The following is a 26,237-nucleotide window of genomic DNA, read 5'->3' as shown; positions in this document are numbered from 1 at the left end:
TTTTTGTATTTCAAAAAGTACATTTTAAAGCCATGAATTGGAAAAAGTGGATGCTTCCGGGGGCGATATTTATTGCTTCGGGGTGTAAAATTCAGTACCAAACCGAAAAGATTGAATACAAAGTCGAGTCCCAGGAAGTTGCAGAAGGAAAACGACTCACTATGCTGGTCTGCGGATCTTGTCATTACAATTTTGAGACGAAGGATTTCAGTGGAAAAAAGCTGGAAGACTCGCCAAAATTCATCGGTAAGATCTACTCTGCAAACATCACACAGGATCCCCAGCACGGTGCCGGCAAATATACGCCCGGCGAACTGGCTTACCTGATCCGCACGGGCGTAAGCAGGACGGGTCGACTAATGCCTTATATGCACCGCCCCAATATGGCCGATCAGGACCTGGACGACATCATTGCCTACTTAAAATCAGATGATGTTGCCGTAAAACCATCCGCAAGGACGGCGGGCAAAACGAAGTACACGCCTGCGGGGAGGCTTGGTTTGAGCATGATGAAACCTGAGGAATATCACTACGGCAACATTCAAAAGCCAACAGATGATAAGGTGATGCTGGGCAAATATCTGGTCGATAACCTGGCTTGCTACCATTGTCATTCCAAAAGTTTTGCTTCCCTTGACGCGCTGGACCCCGCCAGATCGAAGGGCTATATGGGTGGCGGGAATAAATTGCGGGATGCAAGCGGAAAAAAGATCAAATCGCCGAATCTTACGCCGCACATAACCGGCATCCGGAATTGGACGGATGCTGAGTTCCGACGTGCAATTACCGAGGGCATTTCAAAGGACAATTCGGTTATCAGTTATCCTATGCCCCTCTTCCCGGAACTGACGGAAGATGAAAGCTCGGCCATATTCGCCTACTTACAAACTGTCCCACCTATAAAAAGGAAAAGATAATAAGCAACAATTCAATTGGTAAACTCGTCGTGATGCGATTCGAGAAATGCAGGCTTACGCTGGCAAATGTCGTATGCCTCTTGCAACCCAATTGGCGCGTAGTGTTGCTTTATTTTGAAGATATTGTCTATTCCCACATCCAGGGATTTGCCCACATTCTCGTACGAGCCGTGAACATGTCCATAGAAAAGCGGAACATTGTGATGCGACTGGTGCCAGATCGCCATAGGATAATGGGCACACACGAATTTGAGGGATTCCACCTGATAGAAGCCTATCTGGGTAAATTCAATAAATAAATTTTGCGGGCCTACATGCGAACGCGAGATATGGTGATCGTGATTGCCTTGCAGTAAGATCACATTTTTACAGGCAATTTTCTTCCTGAATATCTGGATGTTATCCTTACCACCAAAAGACCAGTCGCCGCAATGGATCAGCAGGTCATTTTTGCCGACAGTTGCATTAATGCCGGCAATGATGGCATCATTCATCTCCTCAATGAGCGGAAATTTCCGACATCCGGCGGCATGATCCTCCGGCCACGTAGTTGTTCCCAGGCAAATGTTTTTATGCCCATAATGCGTGTCGGAAGTGAGGTATACCTGATTGATTTTAAATGGCAAAGGTCTGAATGGTATCATCTTGGAACTGCTGTTTCTTGGTCCTGATCAAATGAATGTCGGATTGCGCTTTAAACTATTTTCAAAACTTCACATTCACTGATTCGCATAATGCAACGTAACAACCCCCGAAGCCAGTGTTCTTGATTCCAGCAATTTTAAATTATTCATCTGTGCATTACCGTCGAACAAGCTATTTCCTTTTCCTAATATGATGGGATGCAGGGTCAATTGATATTCGTCGATCAGCCCGAGTTTCATCAGATTTTTAGCCAGACCAGGGCTGCCGAATATCACAAGATCTTTACCCGGTTGCTCTTTCAGCTTGTTCACCTCTTCTACAATGTTGTCTTTGATCAGCAGTGTATTATTCCAATCCGCACTTTCCAAAGTCGTCGAGAAAACGATTTTCGGAACTTCCTGCACCCATTTCGCATGGGCGAGTGCATGTCCGTTGGCATTCGGGTCGTTCAGAACCGTGGGCCAGTAACCTTCCATTAAATGATAAGTATTCTTGCCATATACCGGGGAACCAACTGTTTTGACCACTTCGTCCGCGAATTGTTGCAGCTCCTCGTTGTATGTCAAAAAACCAAGGCCACCGCTCGAGTCACCGGCAAAACCATCAAGAGACATATGCGCAAATAAAACCAGCTTCCTCATTTTAAGCGTTTTTTGTTTGTTAACAAAGTAAATTTTGTTACAAAACTAACGCCAGCGCAGCAGAATATTTATGGGGTTGCGGGACTATTTACGGGGGATATAGCGACAAAGGAATCCTTGCTCATCACAAGCTTTCCGCCTTTTTTTATAACCAAAACATCTTTTACTACACTTTCACCCGGCAGAAACAACTTCATAGTCGTCCGCGGACTTTCCACATTGAAACCCACCAATTCTATATTTTTCCAATCGATCTGATCCGTTGACTGGGCCACTTTTGCATGGGGTAATACGGCACCTTCTCGGACCAGCATGACCACTTCCAATTCACCGGCGGCAATTTCGTGCCAGCCGCCTTCGTACACTTTGCGGCTTTGGTAATCCACCCATTTCCCCTTTGGTAAATACACCTGTCGGGTTTTCGCATTCTCAAAAAACGGCGCAATCAGCATATCCGATCCCAGCATATATTCATTATCCACCATCCAGGCACCCGGATCGTCCGGAAATTCTACCAGTAGCGCGCGCACCATCGGCAAGCCTTTTTCGGAAGCGATTTTGGATTGCGTATAAATGTATGGCATAAGCTTGTATTTCAGCTCCACCGCTTTTCTGAAATAATCCTGAAAATCTTTCCCATATTCCCAGGGTTCTTTGGGCGCCTGCCCGTGCGTGCGGGTGTGAGAGCTCAGTAAGCCCATCATTAACCAGCGGCGATACAGATCTTCGGGCGTTTTCATGGTAAAACCGCCTATATCATGGCTCCAAAACGTAAAACCCGAAAGTCCGAGCGACAATCCGCCGCGCAGCTGTGCTTCCATCCCCTTGTTTGTGGTTTCCGCATCCCCGCCCCAATGGATCGGGTAACGCTGGCTGCCTGCCCAGGTGCTTCTGGCCCAGATAATGTTGTCGCCGGTTATCTTTTTTGTCAGTTCCGAAACGATCTTATTATAGCGTAATGGGTACAGGTTATGCTCATAAAAGCCCGTGCGACCAGATGCATATACGCCCGATAATGGTGCAGCTTCACCAAAATCAACTTTAATAGCGCCGACGCCGAGTTTCAGCAACCCCGAAATTTTATCTTCATACCATTTAATGGTGTTGGGATTGGAAAAATCAAGCACAGCGTCTTCATATGGAATGGTCCCCTTCGCGTTCTTCACGGCCAGGCCTTTGTCCACGATTTCGGGATACAGTGTGTTTTTCGGAACAAAATAAGGCAGCTGCCACAGCGATGTGCGGAAACCCTGTTTTTTCAGGTCCGCGATCATGCCTTCGGGATTTTTAAAGCGGCTTGGGGCGAAGTTGTAGTCGCAACGCCAGTCCGTCTCAAACCAGCCTGTATCGAAATGGATCACGTCGGAAGGGATGCGGTTCTCACGCAGTTTGGCGGCGACATTGCGCCCGTCCTGTTCTGAGAAGTACGTTATGCGGCTCATCCAGAGGCCAAATGACCACAATGGCGGCATGGATGCCTTGCCGGTCAGGTTTGTATATTCATCCAGAATGTCTTTGGGCTGACCTAAAAATACGAACAGGTCCAGGCTCTCATCGCCGATCTGCATGGCGTTGGACTCTCCGTAAGTAGCGCCAAAGTCGCACGTAATGGGCGAAGTTGTGTGCATAAACATTCCATAGCCGCGCGAGCTCATGTAAAATGGAATCGGTTTATACATGGTCTGCGTTTGAACACCATTAGGGTCATGCGTCCATAAAATGACCTTTTGCCCGTTTTTGTCGAGCCGCGTAAACGACTCGCCGCAACCAAAAATCTTCTCGTCAGGCGAAATAGAAAAAACCGCAGCAACACTCCGTGAATAGTCGGCAGCCCGGCGGACAAATGAGAACGGCAATGTCGGCGTATAGGAAGCCCTTCCATCCGCCTGCCCCCGCGTTTGCGTAAGCACTTTTCCACTGGCATCCCGGATCAGGATCTTCCAGGGATTTTCATAAATAGTAACAGATCCGTGTACATTCGTGTATTCGTGGCCACCACTAATCTTCTTATACTTCCAGGAAGCATCTTTCACAGGCTCGCGAACAAGCATCAATGAAAGTTCACCGGAAGGCCCCTGCGCACCCGTGTTCGCACGGATACGGACTGTACGCGGCGATGTAAACTCAACCGAAAACGGCAGAACAGGGTCCTGGGCGTATTCAATAGAAGGAAATTCATTGCTATAAGAGCGCTTATAGCTCAGCATGGAATTATCAAAATTATGCGCAGCGAAAGCCTCATGCCGCTTCCAATTGATCTTTCCCACACCTGTTGCAGGATCAAATGAAGCCAGACTATCGGCAAAAAACAATGTGTTGGAAAAATCCCGAAAATCACCGCTGATATCAACCGGATCATTCACAAGTTTGCTCTGCTGAGCTGAAACCGGATCGCAATCGAAAACAAGCGAAAGCAGCAGGAGCAGCGACGCTAGTTTGGGTAAAGGTTTAAAATGATACATCATGCAATTTGTGTTGCCCGTTGGTTGATGGGGCTATGTTATGGGCCTGCCTCCCTGTCACCCTGAGCGGAGTCGAAGGGGCGCTACTGGCTAGGCCTGACGCCCTCGGCATCGTGCTCCTCCCCTTCGACTCCGCTCAGGGTGACAGGGGCTCGGCCGTCAGGCGGTGCGCCCCTGAGGGTGACAGGGGCCGCCGGCCGTACTGTTACTTCTTCACAATCCTGAAATTATCAACACTTCCATTGAACGAAGCAATGGCAACGTCGGCTGTGCCGAATGATACTTTCAGATCGCTTACTTTGGATGCGTCCGCGATGGTGCCTCCTGATGCACTTTTGAATTCGGAAAGTTCTATGACTGCCGTTCTCCATCCATTGGTTTGGTAACCGGTTGCGGTGAATTCTGTGGAATTCCAGGGCTGGAATGCGTATACGAATTCGGTGCCGCCTGCGGTGATCGTGATTTCGTATTTACCTGCTTTCCAAGGCTCTGCAATGTTGTGCTCGAATTTGAATTGTCTCTCAGCGGCCGGACCTGCTGCCAGCTTGAAATCGAAACTGCAAGTAGAGAAAACCCACGCGTCGGCGTAGCCGGTTGCGGGTAATTTGGTTTGTTTGATCCGCGAATATTTACCTGAGATCGCGTTCGCATCCGTTGCCGGCACAATCGCCGCTCCGCCCCAGCATACTTCTGCTCCCCAGGTTGTGGCTGGCACATCGAAATTGACCATATGCCCTTCCATACCGTTCACTTTGAAAGTGGTTTTGACACTGCCAAATTCTCCCTCCACCGTAACAATGTCCGAAACGGCAGTAGCGGGCATTTTGGCGGTGATCTGCTTCACCGTAGTGCTCAGGATCTGCAAGTTGGTCGCGCCTACTTTTACGGATTTAATGTTATAAAAATAATCTCCGTTGATAACCAGCGTGCCTCCCGGCTTTACAAATTCGGAATACAAACCTGTGAGCACCGGCGTTGGCGCCGATAATACGAAGTCGTAAGTAGCCTCTCCGCCCCGGGTCTGTACTTTGATCTTATTGGAAACCCCCGCGTCCACAGCCTTCGTAGGCGCATTCGCCGGAATGGTCACAATGAGATTCGAATTGCTGCCCAATGCAGCATTGAATGTAGCTTCGAAATCATTGAAATAGACTTTCATCACACTCCCCAGGTTCTGCCCCTGGATCACGATCAGACTGCCGGGTTCTGCTGCATTCAGCGAACTGTCGGCTTTGGTAGGGTCGAGCAGGCGGACGTTTGTGATGGAAGGTGCGCCGTCCACATCGTCGTCATTACAGCTCTGGAACGAAAGCAGCATTCCCGCTGCCAGGCACAGCCCCAGTGCTGTTCTATATATATTTTTAAAGTTCATTGCTTTTCAAAAATTAGGGTTAGTCAACTAATGTGCTGAAATCAAAAGGAACCGGTTCGCCTTTCAATGAGGGTGCATTCACGAGCTCACCCTCAGGCAACGGCAGGTAAAGCGTATTTTCCGATAACGGATAATACTCAGCCGGCGAATAAGTCACGGTGTATTTCTTCGGATTGGTAGAACCTGGCACGTAAGTCATTGTATAGTTCTCCCTGCGTTGTGCAGCGGTGTAAGCAATTGCTTTGGCCGGGTTGAAATAATACCAGCGGACAATCTCATTCCAGGAGTTACCTTCAAATACGGTTTCAATTCTTCTTTCTTTGAAAATATCCTCGAAAGTCAGTGAAGTTTTAGCCGCCAGGCCTGCTCTTTTGCGCACCGCATTGAAGTATTGCAATGCTTTGGCATCATTGGTTGTAGCCGCATTACCCAAAACTGCATCTGCATAAATCAGATAAACTTCGGCCAGACGCAGCATATAGGAGTTGATATTGGCAGCCATGAATCCGCCCAAACCACCATTATCTGCCGGCGATCCGACAATGTATTTTTTAATCGCCGATAATTGCGCAGGCCTGTTGTATTTCAAACCACCGGTCGCTTTCTGAATGTTCGGGTACACATCGCTATCGAACATGGCGATTGATTTTCTGCGAAGTGAATCCGCAGGGTTTTCTACAAAATATTTAACCAGATCCGCCGACAAGCCTTGCGCTGCGCCCCAGCCATCACCCGTTGTGGTAATGTTGGCGTCGTAAGCAAAGTATGCCTGGAACGAATTGTTAACTCCCCACGGACTGCTTACCGGCATCCATTGCAGCGAGAACAAGCTTTCCGGATTATTTTTGGAAGAGTTGTTATTAGCACTTTCAAACAGCTCCGCATAGGTTGGAGCCAGCGTTCGGCCGCTTTTGGTGATCACATCTTCCGCATAATATTTCGCACTGTCCAGATCCGACTGGTTACGCGTTCCTTTCTGGTTCAATCCGGCACGCATCAGGTACATTCTGGCCAGCATTCCTTCGGCTGAATATTTTGTCAAACGGCCCTGATCGGCAGTAACGGGAAGGTTTTCTGCTGCGAAACGGTAATCCTGAATTAACAGCTTCCACACATCTTCAACGCGGTTGCGGACCGGTGGCGAGTTAAGCTGTGCCACGTTATCATACACAATCGGCACTGCGCCCCAGTTGGATACCAGATAGTAATAGGCTGTTGCACGCATGAAACGGCATTCGCCCAATCCCTGCGCTTTTACAGTGGCCGAAGCCGTGCTTCCGGTCGCTTCCTTGATCGCCTTATAAGCATTGTTGCTTTGCGCAATGATTTTGTAAAACGATTTGTAACCCGGCAAAAGCGTATTTACATCCGTCGATGGAATGGCGTGCTTAACGTATGCCGTCCGGTCGTTGGAATTGAGGTTACCGGCACGCGCTTCCTGAAAAGACATGTTGGCCTTGTCATTAAAATCGAACCACACAATGTTGTAAAGCGGCGCCGTTCCGGCCAGGATTTCGGCATCGGTTTTATAGAAATTACCCGAAGTGAGCGCGTCCAGTGGCGGGCGGTCCAGGAATTCTTCGCTGCATCCCTGCATAAGCATCAATGTGCCGATGGCTGCCAGGAGTTTTATTTTGAATTGCATATAAAATTTCTTTTAAAATAAATGGGATCAGATCGATTAAAAATCAGCCATCAGACCGAAAGAATACATACGGACAGACGGATAGCGTCCTGTGTCGATGCCGGCCATGACCGTTCCGCCATAGCTTACCATTCCGATCTCAGGATCATAACCTTTGTATTTCGTAATGGTAAACAGGTTTTGCGCGCCTACCGATGCTTTCAATCCGCGGATAAAAGTGTCTTTCAGCAAGGACTTAGGGAAGTTGTAGCTCAATGTGATGTTTTTCAAACGCACGTAGCTGCCGTCCTCAATGAAATTGGTGCTCATCCGGTTGTTACCATTCGGGTCACCCGGCGCGATACGCGGGATTACGTAACCAGGATTGGTAAGAGTTACCGTTTCCGCATCACCTACTGCATAGCTGCTTGGGCGTGCATAGTTGGCCACCGATTTCCACTGGTTTCCAAATACACCGCCATTACCCGGCACTTCTGCACGATAACGCGGATAGTTAAGGATATCATTCTTGAAACTTCCCGTCATGAACGCGTTCAGCTCGAAGTTTTTGTAGGTCATATTGTTGTTGAAACCCAATGTGAACTTCGGCCATGGGTTACCGATCACCGTGCGGTCTTCTGCATCGATGATGCCGTCCGCGTTTAGATCCTTGAATTTCGTGTCCCCTACCCAGCTGCCTGTCAGCGGATTCATCGTCAGCTCGCCGTTGGATGTCTGGATCGCATGGCCTTTAATGTCGGCAGCGTCCTGATAAAGTCCCTCGGCAATGTAGCCGGTTAGCATACTGGCTGGTTGTCCCACCTCTGTTTTGAAACCAACCGAAGTCGCGTTCCAGGTTGGTGTGATCGGGTTCAGCAGTGACGTTACCTTATTGCGGTCGAACGAAAGGTTAATGCCTGTTCTCCAATAGAAACCTGCTTTGTCGATGTTCACGGTGTTCAATGTGAAGCCGACACCGCGGTTCTTCATGGAACCAGCATTAACAGCCGGCCAGCTCAGGTAACCTGGTGAGTAAGCAATGTCACCACCATATGTAAACGGATATGAGTTAACTGTGATCAGGCTCGTAATGTTTTTGATATAAGCATCCACGATCAGTTCCACGCGGTTGCTGAACATATGCAGGTCCAATCCGGCATTGATCACGTCGTCTTTTTCCCAGGTCAGGAATTCATTGGCAAAGTTAGAAGCCAGGAAGCCTGTGCCCCAGCCCGTTGGAACCGTTTGAAGCGTTGAATAGATGGCATTACCACCGCTGCCCTGGTTACCCGAGCGACCGATCTCAAATCTCAGTTTCAGGTCATTGATTGCATTGACACTTTTCAGGAAAGGCTCTTCCGAAACGCGCCATGCCACCGAAACGGCCGGAAAGTTGCCCCAGCGACGTCCTTCACGGAATGCCGAAGAACCGTCCATTCGGTAAGTTCCCTGCAAGAAGTAACGCTCATTGAAGCTATAATTCACACGTGCAAAATACGATTCACGCGATCCTGAACCTTTACCGCTGTTGTTGCTGACATTGGAAATAACAGATGCGTCACCACCAGAAAGCTCTTCTATTGTATTGGTAATGAACTTTTTACGCGTACCGCTCAATGATTCATAGGTAAATGCCTGTGCTTCATGACCAGCCATAATATTGACACCGTGACGTCCCAGTTTCAAATCATAGGTCATACGGCTGTGCAAGCTCCACCAGTTATTGGTGTTGACCGAGCGTGTCGAGGTAGCTGCGTCTTGCGAAACCACGTAACCGCCGATTGTATAAGAAGGGTGGAATGAGTAGTATTTCAAAAACTCAGAGCTTCCGTTCACCTCCGTGTGCCAGGTCAGGTTTTTCAGCAGCTTCACATCTGCAAAAAGGCTTCCCAGGATCGAAGTACGGCGGTTATAATCATTGTAGATCTTGGAGATCATCACCGGGTTTGTGAATTGGAACTGTGTAGAAACAGGCCCGCCCCAGCTTCCGTCCGGGTTGGTTACCGGTACACTCGGGTTTTGGTCCAATGCAAGCTGGATAATGCCGCCATTGTTCGTGTTCACTTTTTCCTCTGTGATACCAACGCTCATATTCGCACCGATTTTCAGCCAGTTACGCGTTTGGTTTTCAAGGTTCAAGCGACCATTATAACGCTTGAAACCCGAACCTTCCACAATCCCTTTCTGATTAAAATACTCACCGGAAAGATAATAAGTCGATTTCTCCGTACCGCCGCTCAGGCCCACAGAATACTTCTGCAATGTGGTTGGACGGAAAAGTGCGCTCTGCCAGTTTGTACCATCCCCCAAGACAGAAGGATCTGCAAACTGCGGTTCCGTAGCGGTGCTACCCACAGCCGCCGCTTCATTCCGAAACTGTGCATATTCACGCAGGTTCATTACATCAATGTGCTTCGGCTCCGATTGCAATGTCAGCAGCGAGTTGAAAGTAATTTTCGCTTCGCCGGCCTTACCGCGTTTGGTGGTGATCATGACAACACCATTCGCTCCTACCGCTCCATAAATCGCTGTGGCAGAAGGACCTTGCAAAACGTTGATCGTCTCGATATCGTCCGGGTTAATGCTGGAAAGAATGTTGGAAAAACCGGTTGGACGGTTGTTCGGATCATCCTTCATATTATCCGGCTTGATCTGCACACCATCAATCACGTATAAAGGCTGCGTTGTGCCGGTAAGCGAGCTCAAGCCGCGTATCAAAACCGAAGGCGCCGCACCCGGCTGACCCGAATTCTGCTGCACCATTACGTTCGCTGCCCGTCCTTGCAGACCTTGTTCCAGCGAGGTGTTGATGGTTTTGCTCAGGTCTTTGCCTGAAACCGTCACCTGTGAACTGGAAACGTCGGTTTTCTTCATTTCTCCGTATCCTACCACCACTACTTCGTCCAGAGCTGCAATGCTTTCCTGCAATCGGATGTCGATTTTTGTTTTGTTCCCTACCGGAATCTCCTGCGTCACATACCCGATAAAAGAGATCACCAATGTATTTCCCGCACTCGCCTCAATTGAGAATTCACCCTCCGTATTTGTAGTTGTACCATCAGAGGTTCCCTTCACCACCACGCTTGCGCCTGGAATTCCATCGTCGCCATCCACCGAAACCACCGTACCGGTAATCGTTTTTTTTCCATCGCCCTGCGCAAAGGCACCCAGCCCAGCGCCCATGATCCCCAATGTTAAAAGAAGAGGTCGTAGCAACCCGGCGAGGAGCTGCAAGCTGCGACTTACCCGCCTTGTTTCGTACAAATTTTGTTGCATGTTGTTTGGTTTTATAAAGTGACTATTTGTTCACCTCCGATTTAGATTTTTCCTAGACTCCTGGGTGAAGTGCCGGATTTGGTATAAATCGAATGAATAGTTGGACAAATGTGCCTTTAAAAAACAATCAGCAGGGGATCCAAATGTTTACAAATAGGGGTTGATTTGTAAACTCGGACAACAAATTGCCCTATTTTTTCATCTGTGAATGCATTATGAGAGGATTATTTAAAAAATGCGATTGAGCAGTTAATGAGCAAGTGTATGCTGATTATATGTTAGTATCAAAATGATCTTTTGTACTATTCCTGGCCGCGGGGCTCTTTACGGTAGACTGTGGGAAGCATATTATACTCTTCTTTGAAGAGTTTTGCGAAGTATTTTGGATTGTTAAAACCGATCTGATAAGCGATTTCGGAAATGGATAGCTGGCTTTTTTCCAGCAGGCTCGCGCCCCTGCGTATGCGGATGATGCGAATAAATTCGATGGGCGTTTTGCCTGTCAGTGAAAGGATTTTTTTGTACAAATACATGCGGCTCATGGACATGGCATCGCTCAGTTCCTCTACGGTAAACTCGGCATTGGACATGTTTGCTTCCACCACTTTCACTGCGCTGGTTACAAATTCCTCATCCAGCGAACGAATGGCAACCTCGCTCGGACGGATCTCTACGCGTTGCTGAAATTGCTGCTGCAACTGCTCACGCTGACGGATCAGGTTGGCGATCCTGACTTGTAAAATATCCAGCCGGAAAGGTTTGGTCACATACGCATCGGCGCCGGTCTGGTAACCTTGCAATTGCTGTTCTTCTTCCGCACGGGCTGTGAGCAGCACCACCGGAATATGCGAAATGCGCCGGTCCGTTTTAATAATGCGACAAAGCTCAATCCCGTCCATTTCGGGCATCATTACATCGCTGACGATCAGGTCAGGGATTTGTTCCAATGTGATTTCCAGTCCGGTTTTCCCGTTACCGGCTTCCAGGATGTCGTATTCTTTTTGAAATACTTCTTTTAAATACACCCTAAACTCGTCATTGTCCTCCACGAGCAGCACGAGCGGCTTGTTTTTCACCGCTTTTTCCACGGGCAAAACTATTTCCACGTCGGTCATACTGGGTGCCAATGCCTCTGCCGCGGGCAATGCATACACACGGGACGGATTTTCCTGCAAAGGGAATGTGACGGTGAATGTACTTCCCTGGCCCACTGTGCTTTCCAGATCAATGGTGCCGCCATGCATTTTTACAAACTCCGAGACAATCGCAAGCCCGATCCCGCTGCCCTGGTTCATCATATTATCGGGCATCGGATGCTGGTAAAACCGTTCGAACACCTTGGCCTGCGCGTCGGGCGGAATACCAATCCCGGAATCGGCCACACTGATTTCCAAAGCTTCGCTATTGTCCTGGTTCACAATGTGCAAAGTCACAGTTACGCGCCCATTTTCCGGCGTGAATTTGAATGCATTAGAAAGCAGGTTATACATGATCTTGGACAACTTATCCTGATCAAAATCAGCATAGCGGGATGCTAGTTCACTTTCGAACCGGTAACGAATGTGCTTATGCTCGGACAGGTCCGAAAAAGTCTGCGCGATCTGCCGCAAAAACCGGACAATGTCTCCCCGCTCCGGCCGGAACTGCGTTTCTTCCACTTCCAGCTTTTTGAAATCGAGCATCTGGGTTACCAGGTTAAAAAGCCGCTGCGCATTCCGGTGCACCAGCGACAACTGCCGGTGTACAGTGTGATCGGAACGGATATTTTTCAGCAGGTTTTCAAGGGGCGTAAGCATCAGGGTAAGCGGCGTGCGGAACTCGTGGCTTACATTGGTGAAAAACCGGATCTTCATCATATCCAGCTCATGCAGCTGCTGGGCATAATGTCGCTCCTGTTCGAGTTTGAAGTTCATCCGCTCGCGCTCAATCAGGATCCACCGCGCGACCATTAACGCACCGGCTGCAAACAGGAAGTAAAGCAGATAAGCCAGAGGCGTCCGCCAGAATGGCGGCAGGATCACCACACGCAGGCTGCGCTCCGTGGACAAGCCGCCCTCTTTCATTTTCACCTTGAAAACATAAGTCCCCGGATCGAGGTTGGTGTAAGTCACCTTGCGCGTATTGTCGGCTTCAAACCACTGTTCGTTAAACCCTTCCAATGTATACTGGTAATGGTTTTTCTCGGGATGCAGGAAATTCAGCGCAGCAAACTCGATCGTAAATACATTCTGGCTGTATTTCAACACAATGCGATCTGTCAATGAAACCGACTTGGCCAGCACAGCCTCGCCATCGAAAAGCTCGCCAGGTTGAACGCTTTGATTGAAAATCTGGAAATCAGTGAGCATTACCTGAGTTGCAGTGCGCTCGTTTGTAATTTGTTTTGGATCAAAAATTGAGAAACCGTCGGCCCCGCCGAAAACCATTTCGCCCGACTGCAGCCGGAGCGCAGCATTTTCATTGAACCCCCTACCCTGCAAACCATCGACCTCATTGAAAGTCCGCACCTGAAACGTGACAGGCACTCCACCCGAACGCTTTGAAATATTGACATGAACCAATCCTTTGGGCGTACCAAGCCACAAATTATGCATTTCATCGACGGCCACTGTCAGAATGGAGTTATCCGGCAGGCCGTGTCGTATATTATAGGCCACGAATGCATTGGTGCGCGCGTCGTATCTGTTCAACCCTTCCGAAGTCCCGATCCAGATGTTGCCGAAATGGTCCTGCGCGAGTGAAGTAACTGCATCGCTGCTCAAACTTTTAGGATCGCCGGCTTTGTAGGCATAATGCACAAAACGGCCCGTTTGCCGCATTAAAACGTCAATCCCGTTTGCAGTTCCGATCCAGATGTTGCCTTGCCTGTCTTCGAGCATGGCCGAAATGTAATCCGAGCTGACGGAGTTGGGGGCCAGCCGCCGGTAGTGCCGGAATGTCTTTTTGTTACGGTCAAATAAATCGAGGCCATCGGCGAGGGTGCCTACCCACAATCGCTTTTGAGAATCTTCAAAAATCTCCCAGACGCGGTCATCGATGAGGCTCGTGGAATCAGCCGGATCGTGCAGGTAGCGCGTGAAGGTTTTGCCATCAAAACTGTTGAGCCCCCCAAAATAAGTCCCTATCCAGAGCACATTGCTTTTATCCAGACTAAGACTGACAATCACGTTGTTACTCAAACTTGCGGGGTCGCCCGGAATGTTCTTGTATTGCTTGAATGTGTTGTTTTTACGATCAAAATAAATCAAACCCCCACCATTCATACCCAGCCAGAGGTTGCCTTTCTGATCTTCCACAAACATATTCACATCGTCAAAAGGAAGGCTGCGTGGATCGCCGGGTGCGTGCTGTATCAGCGAGAATTTGAAGATATTCTTATGGTAACTGCAAAATCCTTTCTTAAATGTCCCGGCCCAGATCATGCCCGTCGGGTCCTTGTACAAAGCCTGAATGCTGTTTTGGCTGATCGTTCTGGGGTCGCCGGGATTAAACAGCATAGTGGAAACGGTCCCGCGTTTTTTATCCACGACATTAATGCCCCCATGATCCGTGCCCATCCAGATGCGCCCATCCGGCCCGGTGACCATGGAACTTACCGTATTGTTACTAAGGCGGAAATCTGCTCCTGCGGTGTTGGCAATGCGTAATGTGTTGTTTTTGAAATCAAAATAAAATGCACCCAATGCGGCTTTTACCACATAAACCCAGGGCTCGCCATCGTCATCCACAAAAACCTTATGGTTGGACAAATTACCCAGGTTTCGGTTTTGTAACATGGCACTTTGCACATCCACCTGGTAGGTTTTTGCATGCAAACGGGCCAGAAACCCATCGTCACACACCACCCACAAGTTACCCTGCGTGTCCTCATCGAAATCGGAGATCAGACGCTTGGCGGGCTCGGATGAGTCTTCGGACGGGCTGAATTTAACCTTGACCAGCTTTTTAGAACGGGTTATAAATTTCAATAATCCGAGGCGATTGTGATTGATCCAGTAGTCGCCGGAGCGTGTTTTTATAATGCGGCTGAAATTGGCATCGGGCAATCCGAGCCTTTTTGCCGCCAAGTCAGCATTGTGGTCAATGCGCTCAGCGATGGGATCGTAGATATCAAATCCAACCGGTGTACTGATCCAAATATAACCCTGCGGATCTTCAAATATCGCATTGATCCGATGATTTGAAATGGTGGTGGAATCGCCTTGAATGTGCTTGAAAACGCGAAACGAGTAGCCGTCGAACCGGTTAAGGCCATTGGCTGTGCCGATCCAGACAAAACCCTGGCTGTCTTTGAGGAAACAGTTGACTTCATTGTGAGATAGTCCGCGTTCGGTGTTATAGCGTGCAAACTGATATTCATTGGATTGAGCCAGGCCCTTCTCCACGCAACCCAGCACGATCAATACCACCCAACAAAAACCCCAAAAGCAACTTCGCATCACACAAAAAAACGAATCTTTGTCTGAATTCTTACATATCGTTAAATGCGAATGTGGATACAACCGGGCGAGCAGGCAATGTGGCTGCCCGGCAACATTGCTAATCAGAGCTTCCTGCTGAAACTCAGCCCCAGACCTGCCTGATTATTTCCATCCGGAAAGCTGTAAATGTTCCAGGATGTGCGTTTCTGCTCCATTTTTTTCTGGCGCAAAAGATTCCAGCTGCTCAATAGGATGGTGCTGGTGCCTATGCCTATATTGAACAAAGAAAGCCTGCCCTGACTGGTAAATTGAGGCGAATTGTCACCTCTGGTCAAACGCCTCTCGCGCGCAAAGCCAAAAGCACCCATAGCAACCTGGCTTGTCCCGGCCAAAAATCCAAGGACCGGGGCCGTTTTGGAATCGGCGCCCCTGGCAATATCCGCAATATTAATAACATTAAAAGTCGCATTTGCGCCCATCAAAACGGCTGAACTGATGGCATACATTGGCTTAATGCGGTTTGAAGGCTGATCGGGATAGGGATATGAGCCGTAATTAGGCTGGATCATCGCACATTCTTCCTTCGTTAACCCGCTCGATGCAATCCAGTTATCAACCGATTCGCTATTCATATCCAGAATGTCGGCGTACTGATAGTCCGCGTTGATAAGCTCTGCCGTACGCCGGCCGGCAGTTTGTTCAACCAGATAACCTACCGCGCATATATTCTGGTCTTTGTCGATGAAACACGGTTTGCGCTGTCCTTTGTAATCGTAGTTTTTAGGATACTTTCCAGCTTGCGCATAGCTCCGGAGCATATTGAGCAAATGAGTTCTTCTTGATTTGTATTCGTTGGTAAGGTGCGAAACATCCGCTTGACGCAGGAGGCGTTCCACATACAGGAGGTGCGTTCTGATCCGGAGCTCCTTTGTGTAAAGCTTCCTGTTATTTTCTTCCATCGGGAAAATATTGCAAAATTCCCCGCGCATAGGGGCCAACAAAATTGCCGGGGATGGGAGGAGGATTGCCAGTCCGCGCGCTTTTATCGTAAATCGAACGACTGCCAGCCATGACACAGAACTACGCGAAGATTGCTCTCCGGGGACTTGCCAGAAATAAAGCTTATTCCTTCATCAACATTGCCGGCCTGGCCCTCGGGATGGCCGTTGCGCTGATTATCTCCATGTGGGTGTGGGACGAATGGAATTTCAATAAAAAGATTGAAAACAGCGACCGCATCGCGCGGGTTATGTGGAATTCGACGCAAAATGGCAAGGTGATCACGTCTGCCAATATGCCGTTCCCACTCGCTGCCGAGCTGCGCAACAGTCACGGACAAGATCTGGAACAGGTGGCCGTATCCTGGAGCAGCGACGATTATGATATTTTATCGGGTGAGAGCAAGTTTCGGCGTAAAGGGCGTTTCATGGAGCCGCAGGGCGCGCACATTCTGTCGCCTCAAATGGTGAAAGGCAGCCGGGAGGCTCTTCAAAACCCTTCCGCGGTGCTCATTTCCGAATCCGCTGCAAGCGCATTTTTTGGAAAAGGCGAAGCACTGGGTAAAATCATCCTGATCGATCACGAGCTGCGGGCCGAAGTTGGCGGCATTTATCAAGATTTCCCTCAGAACTCTGAATACAAAAATCTCGATTTCATAGCACCCTGGAAATTGTTTGTCAGTGCCCAAAGGAGGCAATGGATGGGCGAGGCTAAGGATAACTGGGGCATTAAGACATTTGAAATACTCGTAAAAGTTACGTCCAAAACAAACATTGCATCGGTTTCTGAGCGGATCAGTGGGTTAATGATGAGCCGCGTAAAGGATAATAAGATGGAAGCGAGTTTGAAACCAAGCTTACTATTGCATCCTATGGACCGCTGGCATTTGTTCGCCGATTGGGAAAATGGCCGGAATGCGGGCGGTCAGATTACATATGTGTACATTTTCAGCGTTGCCGGCATCGCCATTTTGCTGCTGGCTTGCATCAATTTCATGAATCTGAGCACGGCGCGGTCTGAGAAAAGAGCCCGTGAAGTGGGTGTTCGAAAGGCGGTTGGATCGATGCGTTACCAGCTTGTTTTCCAATTTTTGTTTGAATCCCTCATTACCGTTACCATCGCATTGCTTATTTCATTTGTTCTGGTTGAAGTTGCGTTGCCTTATTTCAATGCGGTTGCCGATAAAAACCTGCAATTGGTACGAGGCACCGAATTCATCACCAGCCCGGCTTTCTGGATCCTGATCCTTGCGTTTTGTGGTGTCGTTTCGGTCATTTCGGGAAGTTATCCTGCTTTCTATCTATCGTCTTTTAAGCCTGCTAAAATCTTAAAATCGGGGAATGTTCACTTTGGCAACATTACATCCTTGCCAAGAAAAATACTGGTCGTCTTACAATTCACGGTTTCTGTTTCTTTAATTATCGGGACCATTGTGGTTTTCCGGCAGATCCAGTTCGGGCAAAACCGGGCAGTTGGGTACGAACGAAACGGGCTTATTAATGTTCAAATGCCACGCGGAGGCGGCCCATGGGATGCGCTGAATAATGATCTGCTGCAATCGGGTTATGTGGCCGATGTTGCGCAGTCGTCCGGCCCGGCGACGGACGTGATGTCCAATGCGAGCGGTTTTTCGTGGGCTGGAAAAGCGCCTGACTTGCAGGAAAATTTCGCCGTCATTGCAGCCTCACACAGTTACGGCAACACGGTGGGCTGGCACGTGAAGGAAGGACGTGATTTTTCAAAAGCATTTCCGTCCGACTCTATGGCCGTTATTTTAAATAAATCTGCCGTTGAATACATGGGCTTGAAAGATCCGATCGGGAAAACGATCCGCTGGAAAGATGCCACTTTTAATGATGATGTATATCACATTGTGGGTGTGATTGACGATATGGTCATGCAATCGCCTTTTCAGCAGGTGAAGCAGACGATCTATTTCATGACCTACGCGCCGAATTTTCTTTACCTTAAACTAAAACCCGGAACCGAAACGGCGACGGCCATGGAAAAGGTCCAGTCCATTTTCAAGAAGCATCTGCCGGATGCAGTGATCGATTTCAAGTTTGCAGATCAGGAATATGGCTTGAAGTTTGCAGTGGAACAGCGTGTTGCCAAGCTGGTTACCTTCTTCGCCGTGCTCGCAATTCTTATTTCCTGCCTTGGACTTTTCGCATTGGCAGCATTCACTGCCGAGCGGCGAACCAAGGAAATTGGCATCCGGAAAGTGCTTGGCGCAACCATTATGAACATCTGGCTGATGATTTCCAAAGAATTTGTTTATCTCATTGTCGTTGCACTGCTCATAGCAACTCCCCTAACTTATTATTTCTTATCCAACTGGCTTGCCAAATACCAGTATCACACCACATTATCGTGGTGGATATTCACAATTTCCGGGTTGCTAGCATTGGGTTTAACCGTGCTTACAGTAAGCTATCAGGCCATCAAAGCCGCCTCATTAAATCCTGTCAAATCACTTAAATCCGACTGATCACTTTTTCTCAAACAATTTGATCGTATAATCCAGCAGCGCAGTGTCGCCTGACTTGCCGTGGCCAGGGATTACCACTTCAACGTCGGGATATCGCTGTTTTAGCCTGGTCACTGTTGCGGGCCAGGCGGCTTCGTTGGCGTCTTCCAAATTACCTTTTCCTGCCCCGACTTCCTTAATGAGGCATCCGCCAAACATTACTTTTTCGCTTGGAAAATAACCGACAACATTGTCCTTGGTATGTCCTTCCCCAAAAAATTCCGTGATCACGTCCCTGTTGCCTACTTTTAATGCAAGCTTGTTATCAAACCCTTTTTCAGGGGTCGGGAAATTTTTGAGTTTGGTGGAGGCTATGGTGCGGTTTTCGGCATAGGAAGGAATCCTGCGGCGGTGAAACTCTTTGAGCCCGCCTACACAATCTTCGTGAAAATGCGTTGCAATGATGGCGACAACCTTACAATCGAGGCTATCCTGAACCCAGCTGATGAGTTGCGAAGAAGTGGAATCATCTACCGGCGTATCAAAAATGATGGCTTCACCTTTATCAAATACAACCATCCCGTTGCAAGGCACTTTTCCGAATGTCTCACTTTGGAAGTAAGTAATGTGCCGGTAGACATTCGGCTTAACCTGCTCTACAATAATGTCTGCCTTGCTAAAACTTTTGTCGGAAACCTTTGCGGATTTGCAGCATATCAGGAGAAATAGAAAGCTTAGTAACAGGAGTTGTCTCATCGTTGCGTATCGTTGATTGTTGTTTTTGTAAAACAAAACGAATTCGCCTGCCTAAACAAATCTAAACCAACAAATAGCCCGAATTAACCTATACTAAATATACGTTCGCGGTGCTTTTCACCTCTTCACAGAGATATTTATCACCATTGATCACCGTTTTAATGCACGTCACCAGTTCGTCGGGATGATTGGTTTTGAGTAAATATCCGCTGACACCATCGTTCAAAAGCGAATTAGCCAGGTCACACTGTAATTTTCCAGCGTAAACGACGAATGATGATTCCGGATATTCGTTCATAATGCGCTTTAATGCAACATCATCAACACCATCCGCTTCCTCTGTCATACCAATGATGATGATATCAAAAGTATGCTGTTCATCACATTTCCCGAACGTTTGCATACAAGAGGTTTGGATCATTGTGAGGTTCTGAAAGTGATCCCTGAGAAAGATGCGCATCCCTGAGCGAAGGACCGGATGCTGGTCTATTACGGCGATTTTCATGGCGCAAAACTACAACGTATAGCTGTCAGCGACACGCGAGATAATTGAATTGATAATTGAAATATGTTATTTTAGGACTAAAAAAATTAAATACCCTGGCAAATTAATTCTATAACTATTTTTTCTAACTTGTTATGTGAATATGCCAGGTGTCATTATTACTTACGTTCCTCATGAGCATTCAAATTATTGTGGCCGAGGACCATCCATTGATTTTGATGGGGATCCAGCATTTGTTGATGGAACATATGCCAGGCGCTGTCGTCACAGCAACCGGCGATTTCAACAAAGCGCTGGCCTTGCTTGAAAAACAGCCGTACAACTTACTGATCATGGACATTAACCTGCCTGGAGGCGACAAAGTGGGAATGATCACCTCTGTGCGGATGAAACAGCCCAAGATCCCGATCCTGGTATGTTCCAGCTACGACGAGCAGCTTTATGCGCTCCCTTTTTTGAAAGCCGGGGCCAATGGCTACATTTCGAAAACGGCACTTAACGAGGAATTTAAGCATGCGATTGACAGTGTGATCAGTGGAAAAATTTACGCGAGCCCTTCGGTTATGGAGCAGGTTTTCGGTCAGCTTTTTAATAAAGGCAGCCAGGATTTGATTACCGATAAGCTGACGGACAAAGAGCTGGAAGTGGCCAAATTGTTATCCAAAGGACTGTCTACCAAAGCCATAAGCGAGCACATTCACCTGTCGTCCTCGTCGGTGAGCAGTTACAAGGCGAAGATCTTTGAAAAACTCGGCGTAACCAACGTCATTGAACTTACGAGATATTTTGAATTGAACGGGTAACTTCAAGCACCGGCATTCTCTTAAATGGAAACGTGTTATTGACGCTCGAATGAGAATCTGCCCGGTCATCGTTTTACGGTGCTTTCTTTGCCTGATGCTCGTTGCCTTTTACATTAAAGCGCAGCCGCAACACGAACTTTCATCGTACCGCGTGCAACATTTCACGGATGAAAACGGGCTCCCACAGAATAGCGTGAAGGCTATTATGGAAGACAAGAACGGCTTTTTTTGGCTTGCGACAGAGGTGGGCGTCGTGCGTTTCGACGGGCAGAAGTTTATTACTTTCGATAAGTCCAATGTGGCCATTTCAAGCAACCGGATACGCGGCTTTGTTCCCGCCCTACCAAGTCCGCAGGCCGATCCCGATTACGAATTTTACGGGCTCACGCAGGACAACCAGTACATTGGCATTCGCAACAATGGGCTGGTAAAGTCTGACACCGCTTTTTATAAAAAATACACGCAGACCGATCCTTTCACAGGCAAGCAGATCAGGCACAACAGCATGCTGGGAACCTTGCCCCCGCAATATCCAAACAGGCCGATGGAGGAGCATTACTTCGTGGCTGCGGACAGCGCAACATTCTACATTTGGAGGCAAAACACCATTTCTTGCTATAAAAATCAAAAGCTGATCTCGACATCCCGCGGCTTGTTCCGGGATTTTTTCCTGATCGGGTCTCAACCGTTCGCCATCGACGCATTAGGCAGGATTATCAGAATAAGGATTGGGAAAAGCAATGAAATCGTTTCGCCCGATGGCGACATTGTTCGTAACACTCTGTTTGTCAAGGGCAAAGACAATCTTAAATTGTATTGGAACAATGTTGCGAAAAGTGCTTTTCTCCATCTGAATAACAGCTTCTACGCGCTCGAATTATCGCCTAAGGGACGATTGACCACAAAGATGATCCTGCAAGGTTTTGATTTTGAGGAGCAGGATATCGTGGCCGCCCATTACAGCAAAACCACCGGCGCTCTGCTGCTGGGAAGCACGACCAAGGGTTTGTTTTTAATTAAAAATAAAAATTTTGTAACGCTTAAAATAACCGGTAAGGACGCCGATGATGCCTACTACGCACAAAAACCAGCTGGAAAAAATGCGGTAATAACCAGCCAGGGATACCGCATAGGACGGAACGCAGCAGGTGCTCCGTTTTTTGCAGGCATGGTTTCACCGTTTATGAAAAACTTTGGTTACAAATTCTCCCTGGCTATGAATCCCGACAGTTCTTTCTGGTTTGGGATCGGTGACGACCTTTTTAAACTGGATAAAACAGCACGAAATGTACTCTTCCAGCTAAAATTGCAGCAAAAATTCATGTCGCTCTTTATCGATAAGCAACACAGGGTCTGGCTGGGCGGGGAAAACAACACGCTGCATGAACTGGTGAAGTCCGGCAACGGCTACAAACCTAAATTGGTTTTAAAAGCAGATTTCGGAGGTGTTTCCATCATAGGCCAGGAGTCAGCTGACGTCGTTCTGCTGGGAACTACAAAGGGTTCTTTCAGATATAATGTCCGCACCAAGCTCTTTCAGAAGCTCACTAACTTCAAGGATATGAGCATCCGGAGCTTTTACACAACCCCGGAGGGAACCTGGGTCACGACTTATGGCAACGGTTTTTTCCTGTTACAAAAAGACCGCTTGATCCCGTTTCCATTGGACAGGGACCGGTTTCTTGCCTTTGCACATTGCATCAGCGAAGATGCGAATGGCTTTTTTTGGATCACCACAAACAGGGGCCTATTTCAGGTAGCGAAGCGACATTTACTGGACTATGTCCGGAATAGTCACAATATGGTCTACTATTTGTATTACGACCGCAGCCAGGGATTTGCTACGAATGAGTTCAATGGTGGCTGCTATCCGTGTTCGGTAAAGCTGGCCGACGGCACTTTATCACTTCCTTCAATGGATGGCCTGGTGTGGTTTTCTCCAAACAAAATCAAGCCCGAATTGCCTGATAGGGGGGTTTTTGTGAGTTCTGTCAGCCTGGATGGGAAAGACATCCCGGTCAAAGACACGCTGCTTGTTCCACATAACTCGGAACAGCTTCGCTTGCAGGTTACGACGCCGTATCCCGGTCATGTAAATAACATTCAGATGCGTTATTCCTTGTCAGGCGGAGGAAGAAAGGAAAAATGGTTGCGCGTCAATACCGACTTCACGATCTCCATTCCAAAGATGTCGTACGGCAAATACAACCTGACGATAAGAAAGAAAAACGGCTTTGAGACCAACGACTACACCTATAAAACGATCGTTCTGAACATTCGGCCGGCCTGGTATGAAATGTGGTGGTTCCGGCTGCTGATCGCGCTTGCCTTGCTGGGATTGTACTTCATGGCTGTAAAATGGCGGGCGGGTTATCTGGTAAAAAAAGAGCGAAAAGACAATCTGGTCCGGCATTACCGGGTTATCAGCCAGATTGTAGCAGCCGTAAATCACGACATTCAGACGCCCTTGCATTATATCGGCTATTCGCTGCGCTATATCAACGATTATTTACAAAAACTGGAAAATGGTAATCCGCTGATAAACAGGATGAGCGACGAAACACTCAACACCACGGTGCGCATTGGAACGCTGACCAAAAATTTGTTGGACTACATCAAAATTCAAAACAAAAACAGCTCTTCGCGCACACAAATGAGCCAGGTAGAGGCGCGGGACATGATCGATCGCATCTGCGCGCTTTTCTCCGGCATTGCCGTTTCCAGGGAAGTAGTTTTAAAAAATAATGTTGAGCCAGGTTTTCACGTGTGGAGCGATCCCAGTCTGCTATCGATTATCGTGCATAATTTGCTGGATAATGCATTAAAAATCAGCGCGTCAGAAATAACAATATCCTCCGGCATTGAGGACGGCAAGAAGCAGATCATCATCGAAGATAGCGGAACCGGCATGCCGGAAGACCTGATAAAATGGCTCAATAAATCCTATCGCTCCTACGAAGAATGGCTAAAAATCTCCCTTTACCCCGAACAAAAAGGCATCGGACTGGTAATAGTAAAAGATCTAAGCGTCCTACTCCGCATCCACATCACCGCTACCATCAACACCAAAAATCATACAATTGTAAGGTTGGTTTTTGAGTAGATAAGGGGCTTATTTGAATAGCGCATCTTGTTAAGTTCTCCTCAAACCAACTTATCAGCTGTGATCGGCAGCTCTCTTACGCGCTTTCCGGTGGCGTGGAAAACTGCGTTGGCGATGGCGGCGGCTACGCCTACGATGGCGATTTCTCCGAGACCCTTAGCGCCGATGGGATTGACGACCATATCAGGCTTATCGATGTAAATTACTTCAATTTCAGGGGTGTCCATGTGGACCGGGAGATGATAGCTTGACAGATCATTGGTCACGTAGCCACCATAACGGTGATCCATAACGGCTTCTTCCATGAGCGCCATGCCTATGCCGCCCACTATGCCGCCAATGGATTGGCTCCTGGCGGTTTTGTAATTGATGATTTTGCCAACGTCCGCGCAGGTGACGACACGCTTCACCCGTACTTCCGCCGTAACCGGATTCACCTGCACTTCCACAAAATGACACCCAAAAGAATACATGGAATACTGGTCACGCTCCGGCCCGGATTTAGATTCTTCCGTGACTTCGACTTGTGGTAAATTGTGATATTTCAGAATGTCGGGATACGAAATGGTCTTGGAACCGGAGTCGGGCATCGCCTCAGCCAGTTCAGACAATCTCTTTTTCAGGGCTTCGCAAGCGACGTGCACTGCCGAGCCAACGCTTGGAATGGTGGATGAGCCATTCTGGCCCGGTGCATCCGGCAGGCTGGAATCGCCCAGGTCAAACCGGATTTTTTCCGGGCTTATCCCCAGGACTTTCGATGCAATGCTGGTCATGGCTGTTCCTGTTCCGGGCCCAATATCCATCGTTGCGCTTTGCACGATAACTGACCCGTTGGCGAGCATAATCGCCTTGGCTTTGCTTGGGTGCCGGTGAAAACCATAAAGGCTCGAAGCCATTCCATAACCAACCAGCATACGGTCTTTTTGCATGGAGCGAGGTGCCATGGTCTGATCTTTCCAACCAAATTTTTCAGCTCCCAGCTCGTAACATTCCCGAAGTCCTTTTGCCGACCAGGGCAGATTCCGTTCCGGGTCGCTTTCGGCATAATTTCGCAACCGCATTTCCAGCGGATCTATTTTCATTGCATAGGCTAGCTCGTCCAGTGCCGATTCTAGTGCAAACATTCCCGTTGCGTCACCAGGCCCGCGCATCCACGTCGGCGTGTTAACATCCAGTTTCAAAAGCCTGTATCGCGTAGACACATTCGGGCAGGCGTACATGGCGCGAGACGCGAGGATGGTCCGCTCCAAATGTTCTTCATAAGTGGAGGTCTGCCCTACCCCTTCATGCACAATGGCCGAAAGCATGCCCTTTTCATCCGCCCCGATAGCCACTTTTTGAACCGTATAAGGACGATAGCCGACGGACGTAAACATTAATTCACGAGCCAGAACGAGCTTTACCGGCCGAGCCAGTTTCTTCGCTGCCAGCACCGCTGCCACCGTGTGCGGCCACACACGGATGCCCGATCCAAATGCACCGCCAATGAACTGCGCATTCACTTTTACATTCTCCCGGGGCAGTTTGAAAGCTTGCGCCAGATTCCCCTGGGCAGACTTAACTCCCTGATTTTTATCATAAATGGTCAATTTATCCGCGCCTTCCCAAACCGCAATGATCGCGTGCGGTTCTATGGGCTGGTGATGCTGGGTAGGAATGGTGTAAGTGGCCTCAATTTTTACTTTCGCATCACGAATGGCATGCGGATTTCCCCTTACATAATCCTGAAAAGGTGAATTCTTATTTCGCCGGACGCCTTCTTCGAGGGCTGCATTTTTTATATTTTCCTCAAAGGCAGTCCGATGAGCCTCCTTTTGATATTTTACTTTGACGAGTGACGCAGCGTGATTTGCCTGCTCCAATGTCTGCGCAACCACCATAGCAACCGGCTGGCCGCTGAAATAGACGAGGTTATCATAGAAAACGCGAAATGCTGTTCCGACAGCCGCTCTTTCGGCCGGTTGTTTAACATCCCCATATCCCGGAACGCCGGGGGAATTCAAATGGCTGATCACAGCGAGGACGCCGCGGGCAGCCGCTGCTTTTTTGGAATCAATGCTTACAATGCTTCCTTTCGCTATGGTGCTGGTAATCAGCACGGCATAAGCCATATTAGGGAAGTGGTAATCTGCTGAATAAGTCGCGGCCCCCGTAACTTTTACCCGCCCATCTACACGATCGAGTGACATGTCCGGCTCCGAAGATTCAAAAAATGGCTTCATTGCTTTTGATTGTCATTTTGG

General features: G+C 48.4%; 15 protein-coding genes. 4 read left to right on the top strand and 11 right to left on the bottom strand.

All coding sequences use genetic code 11. The features are described 5' to 3' along the window. Window positions 1-32 precede the first annotated feature (32 nt). A complete protein-coding gene (locus G395_RS29570) occupies window positions 33-917 on the top strand; it encodes a c-type cytochrome (RefSeq protein WP_051350204.1) in 885 nt (294 codons plus the stop codon). 11 nt (window positions 918-928) lie between these two features. Here the strand turns inward: G395_RS29570 and G395_RS31180 are convergent, their stop codons facing one another. The 8 genes from G395_RS31180 to G395_RS0116350 all read right to left on the bottom strand — a co-directional run bounded on the left by G395_RS31180 (window position 929) and on the right by G395_RS0116350 (window position 16,317). Further along, window positions 929-1,561: a metallophosphoesterase gene (locus G395_RS31180; protein ID WP_051350203.1), complete on the bottom strand. Its 633-nt coding sequence runs from the start codon at window positions 1,559-1,561 to the stop codon at window positions 929-931. Window positions 1,562-1,636: 75 nt separating this feature from the next. Beyond that, window positions 1,637-2,203 (bottom strand): dihydrofolate reductase family protein, encoded by a 567-nt coding sequence (locus tag G395_RS0116380; protein ID WP_026631049.1) that lies wholly within the window; start codon window positions 2,201-2,203, stop codon window positions 1,637-1,639. Window positions 2,204-2,271: 68 nt separating this feature from the next. Then, window positions 2,272-4,668, bottom strand: coding sequence for a glycoside hydrolase family 31 protein (locus G395_RS29560; protein WP_157486711.1), 2,397 nt, complete (start codon window positions 4,666-4,668; stop codon window positions 2,272-2,274). Window positions 4,669-4,870: 202 nt separating this feature from the next. Further along, window positions 4,871-6,037, bottom strand: coding sequence for a glycan-binding surface protein (locus tag G395_RS0116370; RefSeq protein ID WP_026631048.1), 1,167 nt, complete (start codon window positions 6,035-6,037; stop codon window positions 4,871-4,873). Window positions 6,038-6,056: 19 nt separating this feature from the next. Next, window positions 6,057-7,682 (bottom strand): RagB/SusD family nutrient uptake outer membrane protein, encoded by a 1,626-nt coding sequence (locus tag G395_RS0116365; protein ID WP_026631047.1) that lies wholly within the window; start codon window positions 7,680-7,682, stop codon window positions 6,057-6,059. 36 nt (window positions 7,683-7,718) lie between these two features. Next, on the bottom strand, window positions 7,719-10,937 hold the full coding sequence (locus tag G395_RS0116360; RefSeq protein WP_084439664.1) for a SusC/RagA family TonB-linked outer membrane protein: 3,219 nt from the start codon (window positions 10,935-10,937) through the stop codon (window positions 7,719-7,721). Between the two features lie 302 nt (window positions 10,938-11,239). After that, a complete protein-coding gene (locus G395_RS0116355) occupies window positions 11,240-15,376 on the bottom strand; it encodes a hybrid sensor histidine kinase/response regulator transcription factor (RefSeq protein ID WP_026631045.1) in 4,137 nt (1,378 codons plus the stop codon). 104 nt (window positions 15,377-15,480) lie between these two features. Next, window positions 15,481-16,317: a hypothetical protein gene (locus tag G395_RS0116350; protein WP_157486710.1), complete on the bottom strand. Its 837-nt coding sequence runs from the start codon at window positions 16,315-16,317 to the stop codon at window positions 15,481-15,483. 110 nt (window positions 16,318-16,427) lie between these two features. On the opposite strand from G395_RS0116350, the gene G395_RS0116345 reads away from it, so the two are divergent. Continuing rightward, window positions 16,428-18,848, top strand: a complete 2,421-nt coding sequence (locus G395_RS0116345; RefSeq protein WP_026631043.1) for an ABC transporter permease — start codon at window positions 16,428-16,430, stop codon at window positions 18,846-18,848. On the opposite strand, the gene bla is transcribed toward G395_RS0116345, so the two are convergent. Both bla and G395_RS0116335 read right to left on the bottom strand, forming a co-directional pair. After that, window positions 18,849-19,583 carry a subclass B1 metallo-beta-lactamase gene (bla, locus tag G395_RS0116340; RefSeq protein WP_026631042.1) on the bottom strand — a complete coding sequence of 245 codons (735 nt, stop codon included), beginning with the start codon at window positions 19,581-19,583 and terminating at the stop codon, window positions 18,849-18,851. It abuts the gene before it with no gap. 88 nt (window positions 19,584-19,671) lie between these two features. Continuing rightward, window positions 19,672-20,088 (bottom strand): response regulator, encoded by a 417-nt coding sequence (locus G395_RS0116335; RefSeq protein WP_084439662.1) that lies wholly within the window; start codon window positions 20,086-20,088, stop codon window positions 19,672-19,674. A gap of 173 nt (window positions 20,089-20,261) precedes the next feature. Between G395_RS0116335 and G395_RS0116330 the strand changes: the two genes are divergently transcribed. Together G395_RS0116330 and G395_RS0116325 are read left to right on the top strand one after the other, a co-directional pair. Next, on the top strand, window positions 20,262-20,891 hold the full coding sequence (locus tag G395_RS0116330) for a response regulator transcription factor (protein WP_035361482.1): 630 nt from the start codon (window positions 20,262-20,264) through the stop codon (window positions 20,889-20,891). 49 nt (window positions 20,892-20,940) lie between these two features. Beyond that, a complete protein-coding gene (locus G395_RS0116325; protein WP_084439660.1) occupies window positions 20,941-23,994 on the top strand; it encodes a sensor histidine kinase in 3,054 nt (1,017 codons plus the stop codon). 41 nt (window positions 23,995-24,035) lie between these two features. On the opposite strand, the gene G395_RS0116320 is transcribed toward G395_RS0116325, so the two are convergent. Beyond that, window positions 24,036-26,216 (bottom strand): xanthine dehydrogenase family protein molybdopterin-binding subunit, encoded by a 2,181-nt coding sequence (locus G395_RS0116320; RefSeq protein ID WP_026631038.1) that lies wholly within the window; start codon window positions 26,214-26,216, stop codon window positions 24,036-24,038. Window positions 26,217-26,237: the final 21 nt, after the last annotated feature.

The sequence above is a fragment of the Dyadobacter alkalitolerans DSM 23607 genome (assembly GCF_000428845.1).
Taxonomy (GTDB): domain Bacteria; phylum Bacteroidota; class Bacteroidia; order Cytophagales; family Spirosomataceae; genus Dyadobacter; species Dyadobacter alkalitolerans.
This window is presented reverse-complemented; position numbering and strand designations above follow the sequence as displayed.

What these genes read in the sequence shown, in the direction of transcription:
- G395_RS0116360 (WP_084439664.1), bottom strand. Translation starts at nt 10,937, where the DNA reads ATGCAACAAAATTTGTACGAAACAAGGCGGGTAAGTCGCAGCTTGCAG.
- G395_RS0116365 (WP_026631047.1), bottom strand. Translation starts at nt 7,682, where the DNA reads ATGCAATTCAAAATAAAACTCCTGGCAGCCATCGGCACATTGATGCTT.
- G395_RS0116325 (WP_084439660.1), top strand. Translation starts at nt 20,941, where the DNA reads ATGAGAATCTGCCCGGTCATCGTTTTACGGTGCTTTCTTTGCCTGATG.
- G395_RS0116335 (WP_084439662.1), bottom strand. Translation starts at nt 20,088, where the DNA reads ATGAAAATCGCCGTAATAGACCAGCATCCGGTCCTTCGCTCAGGGATG.
- G395_RS0116320 (WP_026631038.1), bottom strand. Translation starts at nt 26,216, where the DNA reads ATGAAGCCATTTTTTGAATCTTCGGAGCCGGACATGTCACTCGATCGT.
- G395_RS29570 (WP_051350204.1), top strand. Translation starts at nt 33, where the DNA reads ATGAATTGGAAAAAGTGGATGCTTCCGGGGGCGATATTTATTGCTTCG.
- G395_RS0116355 (WP_026631045.1), bottom strand. Translation starts at nt 15,376, where the DNA reads ATGCGAAGTTGCTTTTGGGGTTTTTGTTGGGTGGTATTGATCGTGCTG.
- G395_RS31180 (WP_051350203.1), bottom strand. Translation starts at nt 1,561, where the DNA reads ATGATACCATTCAGACCTTTGCCATTTAAAATCAATCAGGTATACCTC.
- bla (WP_026631042.1), bottom strand. Translation starts at nt 19,583, where the DNA reads ATGAGACAACTCCTGTTACTAAGCTTTCTATTTCTCCTGATATGCTGC.
- G395_RS0116345 (WP_026631043.1), top strand. Translation starts at nt 16,428, where the DNA reads ATGACACAGAACTACGCGAAGATTGCTCTCCGGGGACTTGCCAGAAAT.
- G395_RS0116330 (WP_035361482.1), top strand. Translation starts at nt 20,262, where the DNA reads ATGAGCATTCAAATTATTGTGGCCGAGGACCATCCATTGATTTTGATG.
- G395_RS0116370 (WP_026631048.1), bottom strand. Translation starts at nt 6,037, where the DNA reads ATGAACTTTAAAAATATATATAGAACAGCACTGGGGCTGTGCCTGGCA.
- G395_RS29560 (WP_157486711.1), bottom strand. Translation starts at nt 4,668, where the DNA reads ATGATGTATCATTTTAAACCTTTACCCAAACTAGCGTCGCTGCTCCTG.
- G395_RS0116350 (WP_157486710.1), bottom strand. Translation starts at nt 16,317, where the DNA reads ATGGAAGAAAATAACAGGAAGCTTTACACAAAGGAGCTCCGGATCAGA.
- G395_RS0116380 (WP_026631049.1), bottom strand. Translation starts at nt 2,203, where the DNA reads ATGAGGAAGCTGGTTTTATTTGCGCATATGTCTCTTGATGGTTTTGCC.